This window comes from Streptomyces spinosus (assembly GCF_020400655.1).
Taxonomy (GTDB): domain Bacteria; phylum Actinomycetota; class Actinomycetes; order Streptomycetales; family Streptomycetaceae; genus Streptomyces; species Streptomyces argyrophylli.
Window position 1 is genome coordinate 321064 of the sequence record NZ_JAINRC010000002.1, and the last position, 25363, is coordinate 346426.

General features: G+C 72.7%; 22 protein-coding genes. 7 read left to right on the forward strand and 15 right to left on the reverse strand.

Annotated features, from left to right (window positions below; all coding sequences use genetic code 11):
• The first annotated feature begins 222 nt into the window (after window positions 1-222).
• Window positions 223-717: an LURP-one-related/scramblase family protein gene (locus LG395_RS05350; protein WP_225808620.1), complete on the forward strand. Its 495-nt coding sequence runs from the start codon at window positions 223-225 to the stop codon at window positions 715-717.
• 54 nt (window positions 718-771) lie between these two features.
• On the opposite strand, the gene LG395_RS05355 is transcribed toward LG395_RS05350, so the two are convergent.
• Window positions 772-1572, reverse strand: coding sequence for a carbon-nitrogen family hydrolase (locus tag LG395_RS05355; protein ID WP_171154540.1), 801 nt, complete (start codon window positions 1570-1572; stop codon window positions 772-774).
• Window positions 1573-1790: 218 nt separating this feature from the next.
• Here LG395_RS05355 and LG395_RS05360 point away from each other — a divergent pair, with 218 nt between their 5' ends.
• Window positions 1791-2615: a maleylpyruvate isomerase family mycothiol-dependent enzyme gene (locus tag LG395_RS05360; protein ID WP_171154542.1), complete on the forward strand. Its 825-nt coding sequence runs from the start codon at window positions 1791-1793 to the stop codon at window positions 2613-2615.
• 61 nt (window positions 2616-2676) lie between these two features.
• Here LG395_RS05360 and LG395_RS05365 read toward each other — a convergent pair whose 3' ends face one another.
• Both LG395_RS05365 and LG395_RS05370 read right to left on the reverse strand, forming a co-directional pair.
• Window positions 2677-3987 (reverse strand): MFS transporter, encoded by a 1311-nt coding sequence (locus LG395_RS05365; RefSeq protein WP_225808621.1) that lies wholly within the window; start codon window positions 3985-3987, stop codon window positions 2677-2679.
• A complete protein-coding gene (locus LG395_RS05370) occupies window positions 3984-4658 on the reverse strand; it encodes a GntR family transcriptional regulator (RefSeq protein WP_225808622.1) in 675 nt (224 codons plus the stop codon). Before LG395_RS05370 ends, LG395_RS05365 begins: the two co-directional genes overlap by 4 nt.
• A gap of 188 nt (window positions 4659-4846) precedes the next feature.
• Here LG395_RS05370 and LG395_RS05375 point away from each other — a divergent pair, with 188 nt between their 5' ends.
• Complete coding sequence (locus tag LG395_RS05375) at window positions 4847-5749, forward strand: D-alanyl-D-alanine carboxypeptidase family protein (RefSeq protein WP_171154547.1); 903 nt, start codon at window positions 4847-4849, stop codon at window positions 5747-5749.
• Between the two features lie 73 nt (window positions 5750-5822).
• On the opposite strand, the gene LG395_RS05380 is transcribed toward LG395_RS05375, so the two are convergent.
• The 3 genes from LG395_RS05380 to pdhA (LG395_RS05390) are packed head-to-tail and all read right to left on the reverse strand — an operon-like array spanning window position 5823 to window position 9421.
• Window positions 5823-7223: a dihydrolipoamide acetyltransferase family protein gene (locus LG395_RS05380; RefSeq protein ID WP_225808623.1), complete on the reverse strand. Its 1401-nt coding sequence runs from the start codon at window positions 7221-7223 to the stop codon at window positions 5823-5825.
• 10 nt (window positions 7224-7233) lie between these two features.
• Window positions 7234-8211 carry an alpha-ketoacid dehydrogenase subunit beta gene (locus tag LG395_RS05385; protein WP_171154551.1) on the reverse strand — a complete coding sequence of 326 codons (978 nt, stop codon included), beginning with the start codon at window positions 8209-8211 and terminating at the stop codon, window positions 7234-7236.
• Between the two features lies 1 nt (window position 8212).
• Window positions 8213-9421, reverse strand: a complete 1209-nt coding sequence (pdhA, locus tag LG395_RS05390; RefSeq protein ID WP_171154553.1) for a pyruvate dehydrogenase (acetyl-transferring) E1 component subunit alpha — start codon at window positions 9419-9421, stop codon at window positions 8213-8215.
• A 552-nt stretch (window positions 9422-9973) separates the two neighbouring features.
• Between pdhA (LG395_RS05390) and LG395_RS05395 the strand changes: the two genes are divergently transcribed.
• Entirely contained in the window at window positions 9974-10990 is a 1017-nt protein-coding gene (locus LG395_RS05395; RefSeq protein WP_225808624.1) for a phosphotransferase, read from the forward strand.
• A gap of 90 nt (window positions 10991-11080) precedes the next feature.
• Here the strand turns inward: LG395_RS05395 and LG395_RS05400 are convergent, their stop codons facing one another.
• On the reverse strand, window positions 11081-12721 hold the full coding sequence (locus tag LG395_RS05400) for a protein kinase domain-containing protein (protein WP_225808625.1): 1641 nt from the start codon (window positions 12719-12721) through the stop codon (window positions 11081-11083).
• A gap of 343 nt (window positions 12722-13064) precedes the next feature.
• Between LG395_RS05400 and LG395_RS05405 the strand changes: the two genes are divergently transcribed.
• The gene (locus tag LG395_RS05405; RefSeq protein WP_225808626.1) at window positions 13065-14699 is read left to right on the forward strand and encodes a Stk1 family PASTA domain-containing Ser/Thr kinase; all 1635 of its coding nucleotides are present in this window, start codon (window positions 13065-13067) and stop codon (window positions 14697-14699) included.
• A gap of 84 nt (window positions 14700-14783) precedes the next feature.
• Here LG395_RS05405 and LG395_RS05410 read toward each other — a convergent pair whose 3' ends face one another.
• Window positions 14784-15329 (reverse strand): bacterial proteasome activator family protein, encoded by a 546-nt coding sequence (locus LG395_RS05410; protein ID WP_225808627.1) that lies wholly within the window; start codon window positions 15327-15329, stop codon window positions 14784-14786.
• Between the two features lie 174 nt (window positions 15330-15503).
• Here LG395_RS05410 and LG395_RS05415 point away from each other — a divergent pair, with 174 nt between their 5' ends.
• Window positions 15504-16421, forward strand: a complete 918-nt coding sequence (locus tag LG395_RS05415; protein WP_225808628.1) for a hypothetical protein — start codon at window positions 15504-15506, stop codon at window positions 16419-16421.
• Between the two features lie 146 nt (window positions 16422-16567).
• Here LG395_RS05415 and LG395_RS05420 read toward each other — a convergent pair whose 3' ends face one another.
• The 7 genes from LG395_RS05420 to pdhA (LG395_RS05450) are packed head-to-tail and all read right to left on the reverse strand — an operon-like array spanning window position 16568 to window position 24690.
• The gene (locus LG395_RS05420; RefSeq protein WP_171154563.1) at window positions 16568-17548 is read right to left on the reverse strand and encodes an NAD(P)H-quinone oxidoreductase; all 981 of its coding nucleotides are present in this window, start codon (window positions 17546-17548) and stop codon (window positions 16568-16570) included.
• Between the two features lie 30 nt (window positions 17549-17578).
• Window positions 17579-18676 carry a potassium channel family protein gene (locus tag LG395_RS05425; RefSeq protein WP_171154565.1) on the reverse strand — a complete coding sequence of 366 codons (1098 nt, stop codon included), beginning with the start codon at window positions 18674-18676 and terminating at the stop codon, window positions 17579-17581.
• Window positions 18673-20067 (reverse strand): molybdopterin molybdotransferase MoeA, encoded by a 1395-nt coding sequence (locus LG395_RS05430; protein WP_225808629.1) that lies wholly within the window; start codon window positions 20065-20067, stop codon window positions 18673-18675. Before LG395_RS05430 ends, LG395_RS05425 begins: the two co-directional genes overlap by 4 nt.
• The gene (locus tag LG395_RS05435) at window positions 20064-20993 is read right to left on the reverse strand and encodes an NTP transferase domain-containing protein (protein ID WP_225808630.1); all 930 of its coding nucleotides are present in this window, start codon (window positions 20991-20993) and stop codon (window positions 20064-20066) included. The genes LG395_RS05430 and LG395_RS05435 overlap by 4 nt, the downstream gene beginning before the upstream one ends.
• 60 nt (window positions 20994-21053) lie before the next feature.
• On the reverse strand, window positions 21054-22526 hold the full coding sequence (locus LG395_RS05440; RefSeq protein ID WP_225808631.1) for a dihydrolipoamide acetyltransferase family protein: 1473 nt from the start codon (window positions 22524-22526) through the stop codon (window positions 21054-21056).
• Window positions 22526-23530, reverse strand: coding sequence for an alpha-ketoacid dehydrogenase subunit beta (locus tag LG395_RS05445; RefSeq protein ID WP_225808632.1), 1005 nt, complete (start codon window positions 23528-23530; stop codon window positions 22526-22528). The genes LG395_RS05440 and LG395_RS05445 overlap by 1 nt, the downstream gene beginning before the upstream one ends.
• On the reverse strand, window positions 23527-24690 hold the full coding sequence (gene pdhA, locus LG395_RS05450) for a pyruvate dehydrogenase (acetyl-transferring) E1 component subunit alpha (RefSeq protein ID WP_225808633.1): 1164 nt from the start codon (window positions 24688-24690) through the stop codon (window positions 23527-23529). Before pdhA (LG395_RS05450) ends, LG395_RS05445 begins: the two co-directional genes overlap by 4 nt.
• Before the next feature lie 190 nt (window positions 24691-24880).
• Between pdhA (LG395_RS05450) and LG395_RS05455 the strand changes: the two genes are divergently transcribed.
• Window positions 24881-25363, forward strand: a complete 483-nt coding sequence (locus tag LG395_RS05455) for an Lrp/AsnC family transcriptional regulator (protein WP_171159880.1) — start codon at window positions 24881-24883, stop codon at window positions 25361-25363.

The window sequence follows — 25363 nt, forward strand, 5'->3', positions numbered from 1 at the left end:
GGACTGTTCGGCCGGCCGGCGCCGGCTTCCGCACCGTTCGACTCGGGGAGGGTGCCGTTGGTTGGCCAACGTGCCCGCACGACCGGGAAGTTCATCCCCACGACACCTGGTGTCCCGCTGGATTGCGACGTCCCGTCAGATGAGCGCGCGCGGCCCTCCGGGCCGGCCCGGCGAACCGGCACAACCTGTGACGATCGGCTCGCGCCGGGGAAGCATGACCGTATGAGATTCCTCGTGCGCGACCGGATCCTCGGCATCGGTGACGACTGGTGGATCGAGGACGAACACGGCCGGAAGGTGTTCCTCGTCGACGGCAAGGCGATGCGCCTGCGGGACACCTTCGAGCTGAAGGACACCGAGGGACGGGTCCTGATCGACATCCACCAGAAGATGTTCGCCCTGCGCGACACGATGCTGATCGAACGCGACGGCGAGCCTCTCGCCAGGATCCGGCGCAAGCGGCTGTCCCTGCTGCGCAACCACTACCGGGTCTCCCTGGTGGACGGCACCGAACTCGACGTCAGCGGAAAGATCCTGGACCGCGAGGTGGCCGTCGAGTACGACGGCGAACTCCTCGCGGTGATCTCCCGCCGCTGGCTGAGCGTCCGCGACACGTACGGCGTGGACGTCGTACGGGAGGACGCCGACCCGGCACTGCTGATCGCGGTGGCGGTGTGCGTGATCCACCTCGCCGAGAAGGAGGGGGAGGAGGACTGACGCTTACCAGGGTCTTGCGTCCGGATCAGGCCGGCATGATCCGGACGAGAGGCCCTAGGTCAGGCGCCGGGGCGGTTCGAGACCCAGTACGCGGTCCTTGAGCGCCGGGAACTGTTCGCGGGTCGCGCCGACCCTCGCCGGGTCCAGGTCGACCGTGAGGACCTCTTCCCCGGGGCCCGCCTCGGCGAGCACCTCGCCCCACGGATCCACCACGATCGAGTGACCCGCCTGCGGAACTCCGGCATGGGTCCCGGCCGTTCCACAGGCGAGCACGAACGCCTGGTTCTCCACCGCCCGCGCCCGGGCCAGCAGCGTCCAGTGCGCCCGTCGCCGCTCGGGCCAGCCCGCCGGGATCACCAGCGTCTCGGCGCCGGCGTCGACCAGACCGCGGAAGAGTTCGGGGAAACGGAGGTCGTAGCAGGTGGCCAGGCCGAGCGTGGTCTCCGGCAGCCGGACCGTCACCAGATCTTGGCCCGCGCCCATCAGCACCGCCTCGCCCTTGTCGAAGCCGAAGCGGTGGATCTTGCGGTAGGCCGCGGCCCGGTCCCCGGAGGGGGAGAAGAGGAGGGACGTGTTGTAGAGGGTGCCGTCAGGGTCCCTCTCGGGAAGGGAGCCCGCGTGCAGCCACACGCCCGCGTCGCTCGCCGCCTTGGCCATCGCCTCGTACGTCGGCCCTTCGAGCGGCTCGGCCGCGCGGCCGAACTCCTCGAAGGCGAAGGCGCCGGTGGTCCACAGTTCGGGCAGTACGACGAGGTCGGCCCCGCTCTGCTCCCGCACCAGCGCGGCCACGCGCAGGCGCCGGGAGTCGACCGTTTCGTCCTCGTCCACAGCGATCTGGATCAGCGAGGCGCGCACACTACCACCGTCCTGGCATTCGAGTCGTCCACACGGGCCTACGATCGTCACACGAAAGCACTGCCGGGGTGCCTTTCAGCAGCGTAACTTGGGGGTGCCCCCAGTTCGAGCGAAGCCGAGAACCTGGGGGACTCTGAAGACACCCGCCGAAGTGCAGCCGCCCACTGGCCATGCCGCCACAACCTGCCCGTGTACCGACCGCCGAGGGGTCCCGTTCCGTGAGTCTGCATCCCACCCTCCAGCCCTACGCCGACGCCTGGACCCACTCCGTCGAAGCGATATCCGAGATGGTGCAGCCGCTCGTCGAGGGTGAGTGGAACCGGCGGACACCCTGCCCCGGCTGGTCGGTGCGGGACATCGTGTCGCATGTCATCGGCCTGGACTGCGAGATGCTCGGCGACCCGCGCCCCATCCACTCCCTGCCGCGCGACCTCTTCCACGTCACCACCGAGCACCAGCGCTACATGGAGATGCAGGTCGACGTCCGCCGTCACCACACGGCGCCGGAGATGACGGCCGAGCTGGAGTACACGGTCATCCGCCGCAACCGCCAGCTGCGCAACGAGGCCCGGGACCCCGGCACGAAGGTGCGCGGCCCGCTGGGCAAGGAGATCACCCTGGAACAGGCCTACCGTGCCCGGGCGTTCGACGTGTGGGTGCACGAGCAGGACCTTCGCGCGGCCCTCGGCCTCCCCGGCAACCTGGACTCGCCGGGCGCCTACGTCACCCGGGACGTCCTGCTGGAGGCGCTGCCCAAGGTCGTGGCGCACGACGCGGACGCGCCGCGCAGCTCGGCGATCGTGTTCGACGTGCACGGCCCGGTCGAGTTCCTGCGCACGGTCCGCGTCGACATCCAGGGCCGCGGCACGGTGGAGACCGCCCCCGCCCTCGGCCCGGCGGCCACCCTCAGCCTCGACTGGGAGACCTACGTCCGTCTGGCCTGCGGCCGGGTGAGCCCCGAGGCGGTGGCGGACCGGGTGAAGACGGAGGGCGACCAGGACCTGGCGGCGGCCATCCTGCGGCACTTCGCGGTGACGCCGTGACGGCGCCCGGCCGCCCCCTCGGCCGGCCGGGGACGGGCGGGCGCGCGGGAGAACCCGTGGCTCACGCCGCCGGCACGTGCACCGTCTCCACGCGGCTGGCGACCAGCCGCTCCCGCTCGCGCCGCGCCGCCCGCCCCCGCAGCCGCAGGATCTGGCCGACGCCGAGCGCCTGGAGCACGAACACGGCGCTGAACGCCACGGTGTAGTCGTTCCCCGTCGCGTCCAGCAGCACGCCGACCGCGAAGAGCGTCGTCATGGAGGCGATGAAGCCACCCATGTTGGTGATGCCGGACGCGGTGCCCTGTCGCTCGGGCGGGTTGGCCGGACGGGCGAAGTCGAAGCCGAGCATCGAGGCCGGTCCGCACGCGCCGAGCACCGTGCACAGCACCAGCAGCAGCCACATCGGGGCGTGCTCGCCGGGGTAGGCCAGGGTCGCCGCCCACAGCAGCGCGGTGGCGGCCACCGTGCCCAGTGCCAGCGGCAGCCGCGCCGCGTGGTGCCGGGCGACGATCTGGCCGTAGACCAGGCCGATCACCATGTTGGACAGCACTACGAGGGTGAGCAGTTCGCCGGCCGTGGCGCGGCTGAGGCCCTGCGCCTCGACCAGGAACGGCAGGCCCCACAGCAGCAGGAACACCATCGCCGGGAACTGGGTGGTGAAGTGCACCCACAGGCCCAGGCGGGTGCCCGGCTCCCGCCAGGACGCGGCGATCTGCCGGCGCACGTAGGCGGCGCCCCGGTGCGGGGACGGCTCCGGCTCCTGCCCCTCCGGGTGGTCCTTCAGGAACAGCAGGGTGAGCACGAGGACGACCGCGCCCGCCAGCGCGCTGCCCGCGAACGCCGGGGTCCAGCCGATGCCGTGCAGCAGCCGGGACAGGACCAGCGTGGAGACCAGGTTGCCCGCCATGCCGACCAGACCCGCGAGCTGCGCGACCAGCGGGCCGCGCCGGACCGGGAACCAGCGGGTGCCGAGCCGCAGCACGCTGATGAAGGTCATCGCGTCACCGCAGCCCAGCAGCGCCCGCGAGGCGAGCGCGGTGCCGTACGAGGGGGAGAAGGCGAAGCCCAGCTGCCCGGCGGTGAAGAGCACCGCGCCGATGCTCAGCACCTTCTTGGTGCCCAGGTGGTCCACGAGCAGGCCGACGGGTATCTGCATGCCCGCGTAGACCAGCAGCTGGAGGATGGAGAACGTGGACAGGGCGGAGGCGCCCACGTGGAAGCGGTCGGCCGCGTCGAGGCCGGCCACCCCCAGCGACGTACGGAAGATGACGGCGACGAAGTAGACGGCCACGCCTATGGACCACACGGCGACGGCCCGGCGCCCGCCCGGCGGATCGCCCGGAAGGGTGGCACCGCGCCCCGGCAGGCTCATCGGACCTCACCCCGGGCCAGGTGCGAGAACCAGCCCACGTGCCGGTGCACGATCCCGACGGCCGCCTCCGCGTCGCCGGCGCGCAGCGCGTCCAGGATCTCCTCGTGCTCGGCGAGCGTCTTGGCGATCCGGTCGGGGTGGGAGTGCATGACGGCGACGCCCATCCGCAGCTGCCGGTCGCGCAGCTGGTCGTAGAGCCGGGAGAGGATCTCGTTGCCCCCGCTGCGCACGATCTCGGCGTGGAAGCAGCGGTCGGTGACCGCGGCGGCGGCCAGGTCGCCGGCCGCGGCCTGCGCCTTCTGCTGCTCCAGCAGCTCCGCCAGCCGCTCCAGCAGGCCCGGCGGCGCGGGTACGGCCTTGCGGGCCGCGTGCTCCTCGACCAGCAGCCGGGTCTCCACCACGTCGGCGATCTCCTGCGCGGAGACCGGCAGGACCAGGGCCCCCTTCTTCGGGTAGAGCCGGATGAGGCCCTCGACCTCCAGCCGCAGCAGGGCCTCCCGGACGGGTGTGCGGGAGACACCGACGGCCTCGGCCAGCTCACCCTCGGTGAGCAGGGTGCCACCCTCGTAGCGACGGTCGAGCACACCCTGCTTGACGTGGGTGTACACGCGGTCGGCGGCGGGTGGCGGCTTGAGGGACTGCGGGGCGGACTGCTGGACGGCCGTGTTCATGCCCACAGCATAGATACAACACGTACACAAGGGCAGGACCGTCCATCATGCGGACGTGACGCACGCCTCTCCCAGCGACCGCACAACCTTCTGTGCTACTTACGTGTCACACCTATGCGGCCCGCTTACGCTTGCCATCTCAACTCGGCCGCATTCCAGGGGCATTCAAGACATTCGAGGTCATCACTTTGAATACCGGCATCAAGGGCATCCGCCTCCGCAGAGCATCCGCCGTCGCCATCACGTCCGGCGCGCTGCTCGCGACCGGTGCCCTCACCGCTGCGCCCGCGCAGGCCGTCACCGCGCCGTCGATCGTGGCCAAGGGCGGGTTCGTGATGAACAACGCCAACGCCGCGACGCTGTACGGGAAGGCGGCGGACACCAAGCGCTCCACCGGCTCCACCACCAAGATCATGACCGCCAAGGTCGTGCTCGCCCAGGCGAACCTGAACCTCGACGCCAAGGTCACGATCCAGAAGGCGTACAGCGACTACGTCGTCAAGAACAACGCCTCCCAGGCCCACCTGATCGTCGGCGACAAGGTGACCGTGCGTCAGCTGCTGTACGGCCTGATGCTGCCGTCCGGCTGCGACGCCGCCTACGCGCTCGCCGACAAGTTCGGCTCCGGCTCCACGCGGGCCGCGCGGGTGAAGTCCTTCATCGGCAAGATGAACACCGCCGCCAAGAACCTGGGCCTGAAGAACACCCACTTCGACTCGTTCGACGGCATCGGCAACGGCTCCAACTACTCGACGCCGCGCGACCTGACGAAGATCGCCAGCAGCGCGATGAAGAGCTCCACGTTCCGCACGATCGTCAAGACCAAGTCGTACACCGCGAAGACGATCACCAAGACGGGCAGCACCCGCACGATGAACCCGTGGAAGAACACCAACGGGCTCCTCAGCAGCTACAGCGGCACCATCGGCGTGAAGACCGGTTCCGGCCCTGAGGCCAAGTACTGCCTGGTCTTCGCCGCGACCCGGAACGGCAAAACCGTCATCGGCACCGTCCTCGCCTCCTCCTCCATCGCCCAGCGCGAGGCGGACGCGAAGAAGCTGCTCAACTACGGCTTCGCCAAGCTCGGCTGACGCACCGACGACAAGGGCCCGCCGCACCCCGTGCGGCGGGCCCTTCGCCGTGTACCGGCGAGTCGCCGGGCCCTCAGGCCCAGGTGATCAGCCGCTTCGGCTGCTCCAGGATCGCCGCGACGTCCGCGAGCACCTTGGATCCCAGCTCACCGTCCACCAGACGGTGGTCGAAGCTCAGGGCCAGGGTGGTGACCTGGCGCGGCTTCACCTTGCCCTTGTGGACCCACGGCTGGAGCTTGATCGCACCGACCGCGAGGATCGCGGACTCGCCCGGGTTGAGGATCGGGGTGCCCGTGTCGACGCCGAAGACGCCGACGTTGGTGATGGTCACCGTGCCGCCCTGCATCGCCGCGGGGAAGGTCTTGCCCTCGCGGGCCGTGGAGACCAGTTCGCCCAGCGCCTGCGCCAGCTGCGGGAGCGTCTTGTCCTGCGCGTCCTTGATGTTCGGGACGATCAGCCCGCGCGGGGTGGCCGCCGCGATGCCCAGGTTGACGTAGTGCTTGCGCACGATCTCCTGGTTCGCCTCGTCCCAGGACGCGTTGATGTCCGGGTTGCGCTTGATGGCGACCAGCAGGGCCTTGGCGATCAGCAGGAGCGGGTTGACCCGCAGGCCCTGCATCTCCTTGTCCTGCTTCAGCTCCTCGACCAGCTTCATCGTGCGGGTCACGTCCACCGTCACGAACTCGGTGACGTGCGGCGCGGTGAACGCCGAGCCGACCATCGCCTGCGCGGTGGCCTTGCGGACGCCCTTGACCGGGATGCGGGTCTCCCGCGCGGTGTCGTACGACGCCACGGGCGCCGGGGCCGCGGGAGCGGCGGGCGCCGCCGTGACCGGGGCGGCCGGCTCGGCCGTCCGGGGCGTGGCCGCCGCGTGGACGTCCTCGCGGGTGATGACGCCGTCCGGGCCGGAGGGGGTGATCGCGGCCAGGTCGACGCCCAGGTCCTTGGCCAGCTTGCGCACCGGGGGCTTGGCCAGCGGGCGGGACTTCCCGGCGACCGCGCCGCCGTGGCCGTTCAGCTCCGCCTGGACCGCCTGGGCCGGCGCCGGAACGGTGACCTCGGGGCCCTTGCGCGGGCGGCGCCTGGTGGAGGAGGTCGCCACGCCGTACCCGACGAGGACCGGCTGGCGGCCCTCCGGCTTCGGCTCGTCCTTCGCCGCAGCGGGTGCCGCCGCGGGCTGCTCGGCGGGCGCCTGCGGCGCGGCACCGCCGGCCCCGGCCACCGCCACCGCGATGATGGGCGTGCCCACGTCCACCGTGGTGCCCTCGGGGAATCGCAGTTCGCGCACCACGCCGTCGTACGGGATGGGCAGTTCGACGGCCGCCTTCGCCGTCTCCACCTCGCAGACCACCTGGCCGTCCGTCACCGTGTCGCCCGGCTGGACGTACCACTTGAGGATCTCGGCCTCGGTGAGTCCCTCGCCCACGTCGGGCATCTTGAACTCGCGTACGGACGCTTCCGTCATCGTCGTCACGACCCTCTCCTCAGTACGCCAGCGAGCGGTCGACGGCGTCGAGCACACGGTCCAGGTCCGGCAGGTACTCCTCTTCCAGGCGCGCCGGCGGGTACGGGGCGTGGTAGCCGCCGACCCTGAGGACCGGTGCCTCCAGGTGGTAGAAGCAGCGCTCGGTGATCCGGGCGGCGATCTCCGCGCCGGAACCGAGGAACACCGGTGCCTCGTGCACCACGACCAGGCGGCGGGTCTTCTCCACCGAGGCCTGGACGGAGTCGAAGTCGAGGGGGCTGACCGAGCGCAGGTCCAGGACCTCCAGGGACTTGCCCTCCTCGGCCGCCGCGGCCGCAGCCTCCTGGCACAGCTTCACCATGGGGCCGTAGGCCGCCAGGGTCAGGTCGGTGCCCTCGCGGACCACGGCCGCCTTGTGCAGCGGGGCGGGGATCGCCTCGGGGTCGACCTCGGCCTTGTCCCAGTAGCGCCGCTTGGGCTCGAAGTAGATCACCGGGTCGTCGCTCTGGATGGCCTGCTGCATCATCCAGTACGCGTCCGACGCGTTGGACGGGGAGACGACCTTCAGGCCCGCCACGTGCGCGAAGAGCGCCTCGGGGGACTCCGAGTGGTGCTCGACCGCGCCGATGCCGCCGCCGTAGGGGATGCGGACGACGACCGGCAGCTTGACCTTGCCCAGCGAGCGGGCGTGCATCTTGGCTAGCTGGGTCACGATCTGGTCGTAGGCCGGGAAGACGAAGCCGTCGAACTGGATCTCCACCACCGGGCGGTAGCCGCGCAGGGCCAGGCCGATCGCGGTGCCGACGATGCCGGACTCGGCGAGCGGGGTGTCGATGACCCGGCTCTCGCCGAAGTCCTTCTGCAGTCCGTCCGTCACCCGGAAGACGCCGCCGAGCTTGCCGACGTCCTCGCCCATGATCAGTACCTTGGGGTCGGTCTCCAGGGCACGGCGCAGCGACTCGTTGATGGCCTTGGCCATCGCCATCTTCTCGGCCATCTCAGTGACCCCCTTCATCGGCGAACGACGCCTGGTAGGCGGCGAACTGGGCGCGCTCCTCGTCGACGAGCGCGTGCCCGTCCGCGTACACGTTCTCGAAGATGGCGAAGTGGTCCGGGTCGGGCATGGCGCGGACCGCTTCGCGCACTCGTTTGCCCAACGCCTCGGACTCGCTCTCCAGTTCCGCGAAGAATCCCTCGTCCGCGTGGTTTGAGGTCTCCAGGTACCGGCGCAGGCGCAGGATCGGGTCCTTCGCCTCCCAGGCCAGCCGCTCCTCGTCGCCCCGGTAGCGGGTGGGGTCGTCGGAGGTGGTGTGGGCCCCCATGCGGTAGGTGAACGCCTCCACCAGGGTGGGGCCCTCGCCGTTGCGGGCGCGCTCCAGCGCCCACTTGGTGACCGCGAGACAGGCCAGCACGTCGTTGCCGTCGACCCGGACGCCCGGGAAGCCGTAGCCCTGGGCGCGCTGGTAGAGCGGGACGCGGGTCTGCTTCTCGGTGGGTTCGGAGATCGCCCACTGGTTGTTCTGGCAGAAGAACACCACGGGGGCGTTGTAGACGGCGGAGAAGGTGAACGATTCGGCGACGTCGCCCTGGCTGGAGGCGCCGTCGCCGAAGTAGGCGATGACCGCCGAGTCCGCGCCGTCCTTGGCGATGCCCATCGCGTAGCCGGTGGCGTGCAGCGTCTGCGAGCCGATGACGATCGTGTACAGGTGGAAGTTGTTGCTGTTCGGGTCCCAGCCGCCGTTGTTCACGCCGCGGAACATGCCGAGCAGGTTGGTCGGGTCGACGCCGCGGCACCAGGCGACGCCGTGCTCCCGGTAGGTCGGGAAGACGTAGTCGTCCTCGCGGGTGGCCCGGCCGGAGCCGATCTGGGCGGCCTCCTGGCCCAGCAGGGAGGCCCACAGGCCCAGTTCGCCCTGGCGCTGCAGGGCGGTGGCCTCGGCGTCGAAGCGGCGGGTGAGCACCATGTCGCGGTACAGGCCGCGCAGCTCTTCGGGGGTGATGCCGGCGACGTAGGCGTCGTACTCGGCGTTCTTGACCCGCTTGCCCTCCGGCGTCAGCAGCTGAACGAGCTCCGGATCGGTGCTCTTCCCGGCGGTGCTGCGGGTGGTGCGCTTGGCGCCGGTGGTGCCGGTCTTGCCGCCGGCGGTGCCGGCCTTGCCTGCGGCGGTGCGTCGCGGCTTGCGCGCGGCACTGCTCTCCACGGTCACGTGTGCTCCTCCGTCGTTCCGGCCCCCGGGGTTGCCGGTAGGCCAGTGCGGCTCACCTGTTTCGACCACCGGGGCACGGGGTGGGTGCCACTCGGCCGGGAACAGGCGTGACAGGTGCCCCGGCGAGCGCCCTGCAACCATCACGTTACCCAGTGCCCCACATTTCTGTGAAACCCCGTTTGACCTGCGATTTTGCTTGGATTTCCAAGTAAATCGAGGTGGTGCGGAAGCGCGCTGGTCACAGCCTTGCGGCAGTCCGGAGCATCCGCACGTTATCCCGCGCACCCAGGTCACGGGAAGAGTTTCATGTGAGACCGGCCTCGCACACGAAGACGGAAAAGTCGCGCTTTATCTACTGCATACGGATGACGTCGGGGGCTGCGGACGGGTGAGGCGCGGGTGAGGGCCTCGCCGCGGCCCCGCGCGGAAGCGGAAAAGCACACGTCGTGACCGAAAGCGACCGTCGACGACTGCCTGTGACAAGCCCCAGCTCACAGCGGCTGTGCGTGCCCTAGCATCTGGCGCGTGCCGCGCTCATGTGTACCACCCCCCGTGCCCCACGCACTCCCCCTGGGCTCCTTGCTCCGCCTGTACGCCGCGGGTACCGCCCTCGCCTGTGAGCCGGTCGACCAGGGCCTGCTCAACCGCGGCTACCGGCTGTGCACCACGAGCGGCCGTTACTTCCTCAAGCACCACTTCGACCCGGACACCGCCGACCCGGCCGCCATCGAACGCCGGCACCGGGCCACCCAGCGCCTCGCCGACCTCGGCGTCCCGGTCGCCGTGCCGCTCGCGCACCGCGAGGGCCGCACGGTCGCCGTCGTCGGCGGCAACGCCTACGCCCTGCACCCCTGGATCGACGGCAGGCACCGGCACGGCGGTCAGCTCACCCGCGGGGAGAGCGCGCGCCTGGGGGCGCTCCTGGGCGCCGTGCACGCCTGTCTGGAGCGCGTGATGCCTCCCAAGGGGCGCACGCGCCCGGCGACGAGCCCGCACCCGGTGGAGAGCGCGGACCCGGCCGACACCTTCGCCCTCATCGACGACCTGCTCGCCCATGTCCGCCGGCACCGCCCCGCCGACGCCTTCGACGAACTCGCCCGGCACCGGCTGCTGGAACGCCGCGCGCTGCTGGAGCAGCACGCGGACCGGCGCCCCCCGCGCGGCGGTTCGGTCGGCTGGGTGCACGGCGACTTCCACCCGTTCAACCTGCTGTACAAGGACGACACCCCGGCCGCCATCGTGGACTGGGACCGGCTCGGTGTGCAGCCGCGCGCGGAGGAGGCCGTACGCGCCGCCGTGATCTTCTTCGTGGCGCCCGGCGGGACCCTGGACCTGCCGAAGGTGCGGGGCTACGCGCGCGCGTACCGGCGCGCGGCCGGCGCCACGCCCTCGGAGCTGGCCGCGGCCGTGCACCGGGTGTGGTGGGAGCGGCTGAACGACTTCTGGATGCTGCGCTGGCACTACGAGCGCGGCGACACGCGCGCGGACACCCAGTTCCCGGCCGCGTCCGCCCTCGCGGTGTGGTGGACCCGCGAGTACGACGCGGTGTGCGACGCGTTCGTGCAATAGCGGCCGGGCCCGAAGCCCTGGACGGACGAGAGGCCCTGTGCGGGCGGCGTCACCTCAAGGGGACGCCGTCCCGGTCTCCGTGGGCGCGCTTCAACCGGTGGTGGCGCCGGTGCTGCCGTCCGTCGTGGTGCCGGCGTCCGTACCACCCGCGTCACCGGTACCCGCGTCCGTACCACCCACGTCACCGGTACCCGCGTCCGTGCCGCCGGCGTCGGCGGTGCCCGCGTCCGTGCCGCCGTCCGTCGGGTTCGTGGGCTGCGACGGCGAGGTCTGCGGCTGCGACGGCTCGGTGCTCGGGGTGGAACTGGCCGTCCTCGACGGGGTGTACGACGGCGTGGTCGCCGGCGGCCAGCCGGAGCCGGTGCCCGTGCCGGAGCCGTTGTTCGTCTCGGGGTCCGAGGGCCGGTCGGTCTTGTCGTCGGACGGGGTCGGGGTGGGCGATTCGTGCTTCGTGCTCTTGGAGTGCGTCTTGGTCGGCTGGACGTCGGTGTCGTTGCCGCCGCTGCCGCCGCCCGCGCCGTTCACCGCCAGCGCCACGCCCGCCGCGATCGCGATGACCGCGAACACGGCGAGGAGCCACAGCTTGCCGCGTCCGCCGCCCTTGTTGCCGTGCCCCTCGAAGCCGCCGTCGTCGCCGCTGCCGTAGCCCGCGGGCAGGATCGGCTGCGGGATCTGCGTGGTGCCCGAGGCGTCCGCCGGGTGCGGCATGACGGTGGTCCCGGCGAAGCCGCCCGCCGGGGTCTGCCGGCCGTCGTGCGCCTCCACCGGGCCGGTGTTCCAGGTGCCGGTGTGCCCGCCCTGGTCGTAGAGCATCTGCAGGCCGTACTGGACGAGGCCGCGCATCTCCTCGGCCGTCTGGAACCGGTCGTCGGGCTCCTTGGCGAGCGAGCGCATGACCAGGCCGTCCAGCTCCGGCGGGCAGGTCCCCTCGGAGACCTGCGACGGCGGCACCGGCATGTCCTGGACGTGCTGGTAGACCACCGACAGCGGGGTCTCGCCGGTGAACGGGGGCCGCAGCGCGAGGAGTTCGTACAGCAGGCAGCCGGTGGCGTACAGGTCGGAGCGGTGGTCGACGGCCTTGCCGAGCGCCTGCTCCGGGGACAGGTACTGCGGGGTGCCCATGACCATGCCGGTCTGCGTCATCGTCGTCGACGCCCCGTGCAGCGCGCGGGCGATGCCGAAGTCCATCACCTTGACGGCACCGCTGTGGGTGATGATGACGTTCGCCGGCTTGATGTCACGGTGGACGATGCCGTGCTGGTGCGAGTAGGCGAGCGCCTCCAGCACCCCGGAGACGATGATCAGCGCCTGCTCGGGGCCCGGCGCCTCCGCGTTCATCAGCAGGTCGCGGATGGTGCGGCCCTCGACCAGCTCCATGACGATGTACGGCACGGACTGGCCGCCCACCATGTCCTCGCCGGAGTCGTACACGGCGACGATCGCATGGTGGTTGAGGCCGGCGACGGACTGTGCCTCGCGGGTGAAACGGGCCTTGGAGACCGGGTCCTCGGCCAGGTCCGCGCGGAGCAGCTTGACCGCGACCGTCCGGCCCAGGCGGACGTCCTCGGCCGCGAACACCTCGGCCATGCCGCCCCGGCCCAGCCGGTGCGTGAGCCGGTAGCGGCCGTCGCCGACGAGCCCGCCGTTGCCCCACATCTCCGGCGCGTCTGACATGCCGCCGCCAGTCGCCTCGGGGTCGGACGGGCCCTGAGAGCGCTGCGTCTGTGCCATCAGTCCTCGCCGTCGTTTCTGCCCGCGGTGCGCGCGGTGTTGTTACGGTCTCCGTCCGCCACGCTACAGCCTCCGCGGGGGCCACCGGTCCGGAACGGCAACCGGGGCCGACCCGAGACGGACCGGTCATGAAACCTCTAGCACGCGCTGTCGTGCAAATTCCGTGAGCCGGTCGTACACCGGCTGTAACGCTTGCGCGACGCTTCTTGCGCGTACGGTCACGGAACGGGCACCGAGCTTGACGTGTCCGGGCCCTCGGGCAGACTTGGCCGGGAATGACACATTCGATCAAGGCCTGTCCGCCGGCTGACGGCGCCGCACGGCCGGTGGGGGACGCGGAGAGATGAGCCAGGACGGCGCACACGGCCGGTACGCGGGGCAGGCGCTGGCCGGGGGCCGCTACCAGCTGCGCGACGTGCTGGGCGAGGGCGGCATGGCCTCCGTGCACCTCGCGTACGACGCCGTGCTGGACCGCCAGGTCGCCATCAAGACGCTGCACACCGAACTCGGCCGGGAACAGGCCTTCCGCGAGCGCTTCCGCCGCGAGGCCCAGGCAGTGGCCAAGCTCACGCACACCAACATCGTCTCCGTCTTCGACACGGGCGAGGACGAGTTGAACGGCATGGCGACGCCGTACATCGTCATGGAGTACGTCGAGGGCCGGCCGCTGGGCTCCGTGCTGGAGGAGGACATCCGGCACTACGGCGCGATGCCCGCGGACAAGGCCCTGAAGATCACCGCCGATGTGCTCGCGGCCCTGGAGATCAGCCACGAGAAGGGGCTGGTCCACCGCGACATCAAGCCCGGCAACGTGATGGTGACCCGGCGGGGCGTGGTCAAGGTCATGGACTTCGGCATCGCCCGCGCCATGCAGTCCGGTGTCACCTCGATGACCCAGACCGGCATGGTCGTCGGCACCCCGCAGTACCTCTCGCCCGAGCAGGCCCTCGGCCGTGGCGTGGACGCCCGCTCTGACCTGTACTCGGTCGGCATCATGCTGTTCCAGCTGGTCACCGGGCGGCTGCCGTTCGACGCGGACTCGCCGCTGGCCATCGCCTACGCGCATGTGCAGGAGGAGCCGGTGGCGCCCTCCTCGGTCAACCGCGCGCTGCCGCCCGCCGTGGACGCGCTGGTCGCCCGCGCGCTGAGGAAGAACCCGAACGAGCGCTTCCCCACCGCCGAGTCCATGCGCGACGAGTGCCTGCGGATCGCGGCCTCCTTCCAGGCGGCCCCGCCGAGCATCGTGCCGGGCGCCGGTCCGGCGCAGAGCGGCTCGGGCGTCGCCTCCGCGGTGTTCCCGCCGGTCGACCGGACGACCCCGGCACCGCACGGGCAGGTACAGACGCCGTACCAGCCGGCTCCGGCACCGAACCCGTACGGCCACCCGGCGCCCACCCCGGGCTACGGCTACCCGCAGCAGGGCGGCTACCCGGCGTCCCCCGTGGGCTACGGCCCGCAGGGCGCCGCCCCGACCCCGCCGCCGTACACGGTGGCGCCGCACCAGAACGGCCGGCCCGGCGGCGGCCGGAACCGGCGGCCGGTGGTCACCGCTTCGGTCGCGGTGGCGGCCGTGGTGGCCGTCGGGCTGGCCGTCGCGCTCACGCTGAAGCACACCGGCGACGACACCGGGGCCGGCGGCGGCGGCGGATCGAGCGCCTCCGCGTCCGCGTCCCACCGGTCGGGCTACCGCGGCCCGGACACCACCCGGCGGATCGACACGTCCAAGTGCAGCGATCCGCAGGAGTCCTACAGCGACCCGGACAAGATCCAGCTGCCCGACTTCCGGTACAAGGACATCGGCTCCGTGAAGAAGTGCCTCCAGGCCGCGGGCTGGAAGTGGGACATCAAGCACGAGGACGACAACACCTGGGGTGAGGGGACCGTCCTCAACCAGTTCCCCGAACAGGGCACCGACGTCGACCAGAACGACGTGGGCACCATCGAGCTGAGGGTGTCGACGGGCAATCCGCCGCAGTGAGCCGGCCCCGGCGGGTGCCGGGGAACGGGCCGGGCCCGGCGGTCGTCCGCCGGGCCCCTGGTGTGTCCGGGCGAGCCGGGGGGTTTACAGGTACGGACCGCCCGAGCGGCCGCCGGTCTGCTGGTCGTCGCCGCCCTCGTGGCCGGCCATGCCCGGCGGGAGCGCGCGGCGCATCTGCTCCAACTGGGCGCGGGCGGCCATCTGCTGGGCGAACAGCGTCGTCTGGATCCCGTGGAAGAGACCCTCCAGCCAGCCCACCAACTGTGCCTGCGCGATCCGCAGTTCCGCGTCGCTCGGGGTCACCTCGTCGGTGAACGGCAGCGAGAGCCGTTCCAGTTCCTCGACCAGCTCGGGGGCCAGCCCGTCCTCCAGCTCCTTCACCGAGCTGGCGTGGATCTCCTTGAGCCGCACCCGGCTGGCCTCGTCGAGGGGAGCCGCCCGCACCTCCTCCAGGAGCTGCTTGATCATGCTGCCGATCCGCATGACCTTGGCCGGCTGTTCCACCTGCTCCGTCACCGGGGTCTCACGCGAGTCCTCGTGCCCGTCGCCCCCGCCGAGCGCCATCCCGTCCTGACCCACGACAAGGATCTGGGGGTTTCCCGGCGACCGTTCGTTCCTCGGCATCTCCATGCCGCCATTCTCTCGCACGCCACCACCTCATCACCGTGGTGCCCCCCTGTGGGGCTGATCCACCGTTTAGACCCGACGGACCAATCCGGAATGCCTTTTTCACCGTGGAATGTGAGGCTTGTTCCCGTCGGTTTTCCATCGGTCACGGCACCTGGGCCCCGGGAGGTCACCGACGTGACTGCACGCCCACGACTCACGCTGCGCTGTCTGCGGCTGCTGGTCGTCCTCACGGCGACGGCGCTGCCGGCGCACGGCACCGCCGTCGCCCACGGCGGTGCGCCCGCCCTCGCCGCGAAGCCGGACACCGCCCGCCCGCCCGCCACCGGACACCGGGAGCAGGCCGGCACACGGCGGGGGACCGGCAAGGGCGGGGCCCCGGAGCACGCGCGCCCCCTGACGGCCGTCCCTGAGCACGCGCACCCCCTGACGGCCGTCCCTGAGCACGCGCGTCCCTTGCCGGCCGTCCCTGAGCACGTCAGCGCCGGGCACACGGCTCCGGGGCGCGCCGCACGGGGCCGCGGGCGCCCGGACCAGGGCCCCCCGCCGCAGGCGGCCCCGAAGGAGACGTCCTCGGGGGACTCGGAGGAGTCGGAGGAGTCGGGAGAGTCCTCCGAGGAGACGTCCGAGGAGTCGTCCGACGAGGCGTCCCCGGACGAGACGTCGACGGGGAAGGCGTCCACCGCCGTGCCGGCGCCGTCCGGCTCCGCCTCGGCGTCGGTCCACCCCTATCGCCCCCTCGCCTCCGTGGAGCCGTCCCGGGCGGGCAGCCGGGCCGGTGAGGGGCGGATGCGGCCGGGGCGGCCGGACGGGCCCGAGGTCGAGGACGAGGACGACGACCCCCCTCCCGCGACCCCTGCCGCCCAGCCGCAGGAGCCGGAGACCGCGGAGGTGCCGAGCGGGCCCCCGTCGCCCCTGGAGACCGGCCCGGACCCCACCGCTTCCCCGCAGGGTCCCGCCGCCCAGCAGGCGGCCCCACCGGGCGAGGCCCCGACGGATCCGGTCACACGCATCCTCCCGCTGGGCAGCGGCCTGGTCCTCATCGGCCTGGGCCTGGGGCTGGCGCTCCTCGGCCTGAGACTCCGCAAGAGCTGACGGCCGCGGATGGCCCCCCGGGGTCCCGGGGCGGTCCGGGATCTCCAGGACGGCCCGGGGCCCGGAACGGCCCGTCCGGGACGGCCCGGGGAGCCCGGGGCCCGGAACGGCCCGGGCCTGTCGGCACCGCCCCGCACCGCCTTCCGCTACGACGTGATCAGCAGCACCTTGCCGATGTGGCCGCTCGACTCCACCAGCCGGTGCGCCTCGGCCGCCTCCGCCATCGGCAGCTCACGGTCCACGACCGGGCGGACGTGCCCGCCGGCGAGCAACGGCCACACGTGCTCGCGTACGGCCGCGACGATGGCGGCCTTCTCCTCCAGCGGGCGGGCGCGCAGCGAGGTCGCGCTGATCGCGGCCCGCTTGCCGAGCAGCGTGCCGATGTTCAGTTCGCCCTTCGCACCGCCCTGCATGCCGATGATCGCGAGGCGTCCGTTGACGGCGAGCGCCTGGACGTTGCGGTCCAGGTACTTGGCACCCATGTTGTCGAGGATGACGTCGGCGCCCGCGCCCTCGGTGGCCTGCTGGATCTCGGCGACGAAGTCCTGCTCGCGGTAGTTGATCAGTACGTCCGCGCCGAGTTCGGCGCACCGGTCGAGCTTCTCCTTCGTCCCGGCGGTCACCGCGACCTTGGCACCGACGGCCTTGGCGAGCTGGATCGCCATGGTGCCGATGCCGCTGGAGCCGCCGTGCACCAGCAGCGTCTCGCCCGGACGCAGATGGGCGACCATGAACACGTTGGACCAGACCGTGCAGACGACCTCGGGCAGCGCGGCGGCGTGCTTGAGGTCCACGCCCTCGGGCGCGGGCAGCAGCTGCCCGGCCGGTACGGCGACCTTCTCGGCGTAGCCGCCGCCCGCGAGCAGCGCGCACACCTGGTCGCCGACGGCCCAGCCGGAGACGCCGGGGCCGAGCGCGGCGATCGTGCCGGAGCACTCCAGGCCGGGGTAGGGGGAGGCGCCGGGCGGCGGGTTGTAGAAACCCTGGCGCTGCAGGATGTCGGCGCGGTTGACGGCGCTGGCCACCACCTCGACCAGCACCTCGCCCTCGCCGGGCACCGGATCGGGGACCTCGTCCCACACCAGCGCCTCGGGACCACCAGGTTCGGGAATCGTGATCGCATGCATGCCGGTGACGCTACTCCCACCGGCGCCCGGTCATCCGGGTGGCAGGGGGCGGACGCCCGGGGTGACCCGGGTTTCCGGCGTGGCGCGGACGATGGTGATGAGCCGGTCCGTCAGCTGGAGCGTGCCGACGGACGGGTCGTCGTAGCCGAGCACCCGGTGTCCGCGGAGGACGCTCACCACCAGGTCGTCCGTCTCGCGCGGTGTCTTGCCGACCTCGCCGCGGACCACCGGCCGTTCGACGAGGTCCAGCCCGCTGCCCTGCTGGATCAGATCCTCCATCACCATGCCGGCCGCGGGGCTGAGCACGGACAGGCCGAGCAGACGGCCGGCCGCGCCGGAGCTGGTGATGACGGCGTCGGCGCCGGACTGCTTGAGCAGTGGGGCGTTCTCCTCCTCGCGCACCGCGGCCACGATCTTCGCGGTGCGGTTGAGCTGGCGGGCGGTCAGCGTGACGAGGACGGAGGTGTCGTCGCGCTGCGGGGCGACGATGATCTGCCGGGCCTTGTGCACCTCGGCCCGTCGGAGCACGTCACTGCGGGTGGCGTCGCCTATGACGCCCGCGTAGCCCTCGGCGGTGGCCGCGTCGATCGCCTTGGAGCTGGGGTCGACCACGACCACCTGCTCCTTCTTCAGCCCGGTCACGCAGACGGTCTGGATGGCCGACCGTCCCTTCGTGCCGAAACCGACGACGACGGTGTGGTCACGCAAGGTGGACCTCCAGCGGTTCAGGCGCCATTCCTCACGGGTGCGTTCGGTGAGGACCTCCAGCGTGGTGCCGACCAGGATGATCAGGAACAGCACGCGCAGGGGCGTGATGACGAGGATGTTGGTGAGCCGGGCGCTGTCGCTGACGGGGGTGATGTCGCCGTAGCCGGTGGTGGAGAGGGTGACGGTCGCGTAGTAGAACGCGTCGAGCAGATCGACGGGACCGTCGGAGCTGTCGCGGTAGCCCTCGCGGTCGGCGTAGACGACCAGTGCGGTGGCGACCAGCACCACCAGGGCCATGACGAGCCGCTTGACGACCTGGCGGATCGGACGCTCCACCACTTTGCGCGGGAGTTTCACCCGATGGGTCACCAGGTGTTCGCCCGCTTGGCGGGCGATGGCGTCATGGCCCGGAAGTTTCACGTGAAACACACCCCGATTCCGGCGGTCGCCCATGGCAGGTCCAGCAGCTCGGCCTCCTCGCCCTGGAGGGCCCCGCCCGGCGGTACGACGGCCAGCGCGTCGGCGGCGGCGATGCCCCGGAGCATGGCCGGACCGTTGTAGTGCAACGGCATGGCGTGGTCACCGCGCAGCACCACGGGGATGAGCCGGGTGTCGTGCGGGTGCCCGTGCACCGCCTCCCTCAGCGGCAGCGTGTACGGCTCGGGTGCGGGGTGGGCGGCGAGGGTCCGCAGCAGCGGTTCGGCGAGGGTGAGCAGGCCGGAGACGGCCGCGAGGGGATTGCCGGGCAGGCCGACGAGGTGCTGGTGGTCCTTGGTGCGGGCCAGCAGCATGGGGTGGCCGGGGCGCACCTTGACGCCGTCGACGAGGAGTTCGGCGCCGACGCGTTCCAGGACCGGGTGGACGTGGTCCACGGGTCCGGCCGCCGTGCCGCCCGTGGTGACGATCAGGTCGGCGGCGGAACGGGTGACCGCCTTCTGCAGGGCCTTGGCGTCGTCGCCGATCCGGCGTACGGAGATGACATCGGCACCGAGCGCGCGCAGCCAGGACGGCAGCATGGGGCCGAGGGCGTCCCGGATCAGCCCGTCGTGCGGCAGACCCTCGGTGAGCAACTCGTCTCCCAGGACGAGGACTTCGACGCGGGGGCGGGGAACGACGGCGACCGTGTCGTAGCCGGCGGCCGCGGCGAGACCCAGGACGGCGGGGGTGACCAGGGTGCCGACGGGCAGCAACTGGTCGCCGCTGCGGCACTCCTGGCCGCGCGGGCGGATGTCCTGGCCGTGGAGCATCTCGCGAGTGGTGTGCAGGCGGCCCTGGGCGTCGATCCGGCCGTGCTCGGAGCGCAGGACGGCGGTGGTGTCGGCGGGGACACGGGCTCCGGTGGCGATGCGGACCGCCTCGCCGTCGGTGAGGGGTTCGGGCTGCGCGTGCCCGGCGAGCACGCCCTCCTCGCGCACCTGCCAGGGGCCGGGCCCGGCGACCGCCCAGCCGTCCATGGCCGAGGTGTCGAAGGAGGGCAGGTCGGTGAGCGCGTCGAGGGGCGCGGCCAGGGTCAGTCCGAGGGCGTCGCCGAGAGGAACGGAGACGGGGGCCCGGCGGGCACGGGAACGCGCGGCGCGCGCGGCACGCGCGGCGGCCTCCCGGGCCTGGGGCCAGGGGGTGGCCCGGTGCGGTTCCGCGGACCGCGCGCCGGACGACCGGGCGGCCGGGGCGGACGCCTGGCCGGCGCCGTCGTCCGTGCTGCCGTCCCGGGGCTCCCTGTGGGCATCCCTCACGAGCGCCAGCGCCTCCTCGACGTCGAGGTCGTCGGTGTCTTCGGCGGACGCCTCGGCCCGGGTGCCGGGGGCGGTCATCCGGCGTCCGGGGCGCTGGGGCCCCCGCTCCTCGCGTCGGTGGTGCCCCCACCGTTCTCTTCCTCCCAGCGCAGCGCCAGCGCGGCGGCCTTGCGCGCGGCCTCGGCGACGGCCTCGGGGCCGCCCTTGCCCTGGGCGGCGGCGTAACCGACGAGGAAGGTGGTCAGCGGGGCGGCGGGCCGCGCCACGCCGTGCGCGGCGTCCCGGGCCAGATCGAGCAGGACGCCGGTGTCGACGTCCAGTTCGATGCCCAACTCGTCCTTGACTGCGGAGATCCATTCATCCAACACGGACCCATGCTCCCTGATGCGTGCCCTGGCCGTCGCGATGTCGTCCCAGGTGTCGCAGTCGAAGGAGGCGCGCGGGTCCGTGACGCGGGTGAGGCGCAGGGCACCGGTCAGCCGGCGCAGGGGCAGCCCCCCGAGGCCGCCGTGCGCGGCGGCGAGGGCGGTCAGCTCACGACGCAGGGCGGCGGTGCGGTAGGCGGCCACCAGCGGCTGGTCGCGGCCGTCGGCGTCGGTGAGCAGCGCGCCGTCGGCCCCGCTCTCCTGAAGGGAGTTCAGAAGCCGCCGCAGCACCGGCTTCTCGAGAAAGGGCAGGTCGGCGGAGAGGACGACGGTGTGCCCCGCGGTGGTGAGCCGCAGGCCGGCCTCCAGCGCGGCGACCGGTCCGCCGCCGGGCGGCTCCTCGCGTGCCCAGCGCACCGGGCGTGCGGTGGGCCGGGGCGCGGCCACGACGACGGTCGTACCGGCGTCCGCGCAGGCCGCGAGCACGCGGTCGAGCAGCGCGCGGCCACCGACCCGGAGCCCCGGCTTGTCGGCCCCGCCGAGCCGCCGGGCGGCACCGCCGGCCAGCACGACGGCGTCGTACGGCAGGGGGGTCCCGGGAGCGGGTGTCCCGGGAGCGGCGGGGGCGGTGTCGGTCACCCTCCGAGTATGTCCTGCCGGTTCCTCCTTCCGGACCCCCGTCTCACCGGAGGCCGTGGCTCACAGGGTGCGCAGCAGTACCGCCGGCTGTTCCACGCAGTCCGCCACGAACCGCAGGAAGCCGCCCGCCGTGCCGCCGTCGCAGACCCGGTGGTCGAAGGTGAGCGAGAGCTGGACGACCTGGCGCACGGCCAGTTCGCCCTCGTGCACCCACGGCTTGGGGACGATGCGGCCGACGCCGAGCATGGCCGCCTCGGGGTGGTTGATGATCGGGGTGGAGCCGTCGACGCCGAAGACGCCGTAGTTGTTCAGCGTGAACGTCCCGCCGGTGAGTTCCCCGGGGGTCAGCGTCCCGGTGCGGGCCGCCTCGGTGAGCCGGGCGAACTCGGCGGTCAGCGACTCGGCGTCGCGCGCGTGGGCGTCCCGGACGACCGGCACGACCAGGCCGCGCTCCGTCTGCGCGGCGAACCCGAGGTGGACCTGGTCGAGCCGGACGACCTCGCGGGCCTCGGTGTCGACGAAGGAGTTCAGCTCGGGGAACCGGGCGAGGCCGGCCGTGCAGATGCGGGCGAGCAGAGCGAGCAGGGAGATCTTCGGACCTCCGGCCGCGTTCATCGCGGTGCGGGCGCGCATGAGTTCCGTCGCGTCGGCGTCGACCCAGCAGGTCGCGTCCGGGATCTCCCGGCGGCTGCGGGAGAGCTTGTCGGCGACGGCGCCGCGCACGCCCTTGAGCGGGATGCGGGTCCCGCCGCCCTGCGCGAGGGGCGCCGCGGGGGCCCGCACGGCCGGCTCCTCGGCGGCAGGCTCCCCGGCCGTACGGACCGGTGCCGCCTCGGCGCGCAGCGCGTTCTCCACGTCCGCGCGCAGGATGAGCCCGTCCGGCCCCGACCCGTTCAGCCGCCGCAGGTCCACGCCGTTGTCGCGGGCGAGCTTGCGCACGAGGGGGGAGATCACGGGGACCGGGCCCTCGACTGGAGCGGCGGGGGTGGTGCTCGCGGAGGCGGGAGACGCCGGGGTGTCGGCCGTGAAGGCGTGTGCCTGCGCCACCGCCGGCGCGGCCACGCGCGCGGGAGCCTGGGCGTCCGCGCGGGCGGTCCCACGCCGGACGGCCCGCCCGTCCGCCGGGGCCCCGCTCGCCGTCGCCCGCCCGCCGCCGTCGGCCGCGCGCCGGACGCCCTGTCCGTCGACCGTGCCCGTGGTGGCCCGCACCCGGCGCCGGCGGGCCGCCGGGGCCTGGGTGCCGTAGCCCACCAGGACGTTGCCTGAGCCCTCCGGCTCCGGTTCCCGCTCGCCCACGGCCACCGTCAGCAGCGGGGCGCCGACGGGCAGCTCGGTGCCCTCCTCGCCGAACCGGGCGGTGACCACGCCGCCGTACGGGCAGGGCACCTCGACCATCGCCTTGGCCGTCTCGACCTCGACCACCGGCTGGTCCACGGCGACCACGTCACCGACCTGGACCAGCCAGCGGACGATCTCCGCCTCGGTGAGCCCTTCACCGAGGTCGGGCAGCTTGAACTCCAGCACCTGAGCCATCAGCCCTCGGCCTCCCACTGCAGCCGGGCCACGGCGTCCAGGATGCGGTCGACGCCGGGCAGGTGGTGCCGCTCCAGCATGGGCGGCGGATAGGGGAGGTCGAACCCGGCCACGCGCAGCACCGGCGCCTCCAGGTGGTGGAAGCAGCGCTCGGTGACGCGGGCCGCGATCTCGCCGCCCGGCCCGCCGAACCCGGTGGATTCGTGGACGACGACGGCGCGGCCGGTGCGCCGGACGGACGCGCAGACCGTGTCGTCGTCGAACGGCACCAGGGAGCGCAGGTCGACGACCTCCAGGTCCCAGCCCTCGGCCTGGGCGGCCTCGGCGGCCTCCAGGCAGACCGGCAGCGAGGGGCCGTAGGTGATGAGCGTGGCGCTGCGGCCGGTCCGGCGGACCACGGCGCGGCTGATGGGCTCGACCTGCGTCGGCTGCTCGGGGTTCCAGCTGTCCTTCGACCAGTACAGCCGCTTGGGCTCCAGGAAGACGACCGGGTCGTCGGAGGCGATGGCCTGGCGCAGCAGCCCGTAGGCGTCGGCGACGGTGGCGGGGGTGACGACGTGGAGCCCCGGGGTCGCCATGTAGTAGGCCTCGGAGGAGTCGCTGTGGTGCTCGACACCGCCGATGCCGCCGCCGTAGGGGATGCGGACGGTGATGGGCAGGGGCATCCTGCCACGCGTGCGGTTGCGCATCCGGGAGACGTGGCTGACCAGCTGCTCGAACGCCGGGTAGGCGAAGGCGTCGAACTGCATCTCCACCACGGGCCGGAGGCCGTACATGGCCATGCCGACGGCGGTGCCGAGGATGCCGGCCTCGGCGAGGGGAGTGTCGGTGCAGCGGTCCTCGCCGAACTCCTTGGCGAGCCCGTCGGTGACCCGGAAGACCCCGCCGAGGGTGCCGACGTCCTCGCCCATGACGTGCACGGTGGGGTCGGCGGCCATCGCGTCGCGCATCGCGCGCGTGAGGGCCTGCGCCATGGTGGCGGGCTTGACGGCGACGGTGGTCATCGGGCGCCGCCTTCCGGGCCGCCGGGCTCGCCGTACTGCTCCTGCTCGGCCTCCAGCTCGGCCCGCAGCAGGGCGCGCTGCTCGCGCAGCTGGGAGGTGGTCTCGGCGTAGACGTGGTCGAAGAGGTCCATGGGGTTCAGCTCGGGGTCCCGGTTCATGCGTTCCCGCAGGGCCGCGGCCATGGTCTCGGCGTCCTGACGGGCCGCCTCGACGCCGGCGTCGTCCAGCAGCCCGCGCGCGGTCAGTTCGCGTTCCAGCAGCTCGATCGGGTCGTGTGCGCGCCAGGCGGCGATCTCGTCCTCGCCGCGGTAGCGGGTGGCGTCGTCGGCGTTGGTGTGGGCGTCGACGCGGTACGTCACGGCTTCCACCAGGGTCGGGCCGCCGCCCGCGCGCGCGTGCCGCACGGCGTCGCTGAGCACCTCGTGCACGGCCGCGGCGTCGTTGCCGTCGACCAGCCGGCCCGGCATGCCGTACCCGACGGCCTTGTGGGCCAGGGAGGGCGCGGCGGTCTGCTTGGCGAGCGGCACGGAGATGGCGAAGCCGTTGTTCTGCACCAGGAAGACGACCGGTGCCTGCCAGACGGCGGCGAAGTTCAGCGCCTCGTGGAAGTCGCCCTCGCTGGTGCCGCCGTCGCCGACCATGGCCAGCGCGACCACGTCGTCGCCCTTGAGCCGGGCGGCGTGGGCGAGGCCGACGGCGTGCGGCAGTTGGGTGGCGAGCGGGGTGCTCAGCGGGGCCACCCGGTGGGCGTAGGGGTCGTAGCCGCTGTGCCAGTCGCCGCGCAGCAGGGTGAGCGCCTCGGCGGGGTCCACGCCCCGGGCGACGACGGCGAGCGTGTCGCGGTAGCTGGGGAAGAGCCAGTCGCGCTCCTCCAGCGCCAGGGCGGCGGCGATCTCGCAGGCCTCCTGGCCGGTGCTGGACGGGTAGACGGCGAGCCTGCCCTGCTTGGTGAGGGCGGTGGCCTGCGTGTTGTACCGGCGCCCGCGGACCAGCTCGGCGTACAGCCGCCGCAGCAGTCCGGGGTCGGCCTTGCCGGCCGCCTCGGTGCCGAGGACGCGGTAGGGCTCGGCGTCGGGCAGCAGCGGCGCGGCGTCCATACGGGGCTGCCAGGCGGGCGGCGGCGATGGCCGGTACGCGCCCCGCTGCTCCAGAACCGTCATGACGGCACCTCCTCGTGGGAGTGGCTACGGGAGGCGCGTCGCCTGTGACCCGCCTCACCAACCGATTGTTCGGTCGCCGACACATTTTGGCTACAGGTGCCCCCAGGCTGTGGACAAACGGTTCTCCACAACCTGGAATGACCGCAGGACGTCCACGGCGAGGAAGCGGGGGGACATGCGAGCTGAACAAATGGCCGCCGGGCCGCAGGACGGCGCGGCGCCGCCGCCGCGCCCGCTGGACGCCATCGACCAGGACATCCTGAAGATCCTCCAGGCGGACGGCCGGGCCTCGATACGGTCGGTCGCCGAGCGCGTCCACGTCTCGCGCGCCAACGCCTACGCGCGCATCAACCGGCTCGTCGAGGACGGGGTGATCCGGGGCTTCAGCGCCCGCGTGGACCACGAACGCGCGGGCCACGGCACCTCGGCGTACATCACGCTGAAGATCGTCCAGAACAGCTGGCGCACGGTCCGCGAGCAGCTCAGGCAGCTGCCCGGCGCCTCCCACATCGCTCTGGTGGGCGGCGACTTCGACGTGCTGCTGCTGGTGCACACGCCCGACAACCGGGCGCTGCGCGAGCTGGTGCTGACCCGGCTCCAGGCGATCCCCGAGGTGCTCAGCACCCGCACCCTGCTGGTGTTCGAGGAGGAGGACCTGGAGCCGGAGGACTGA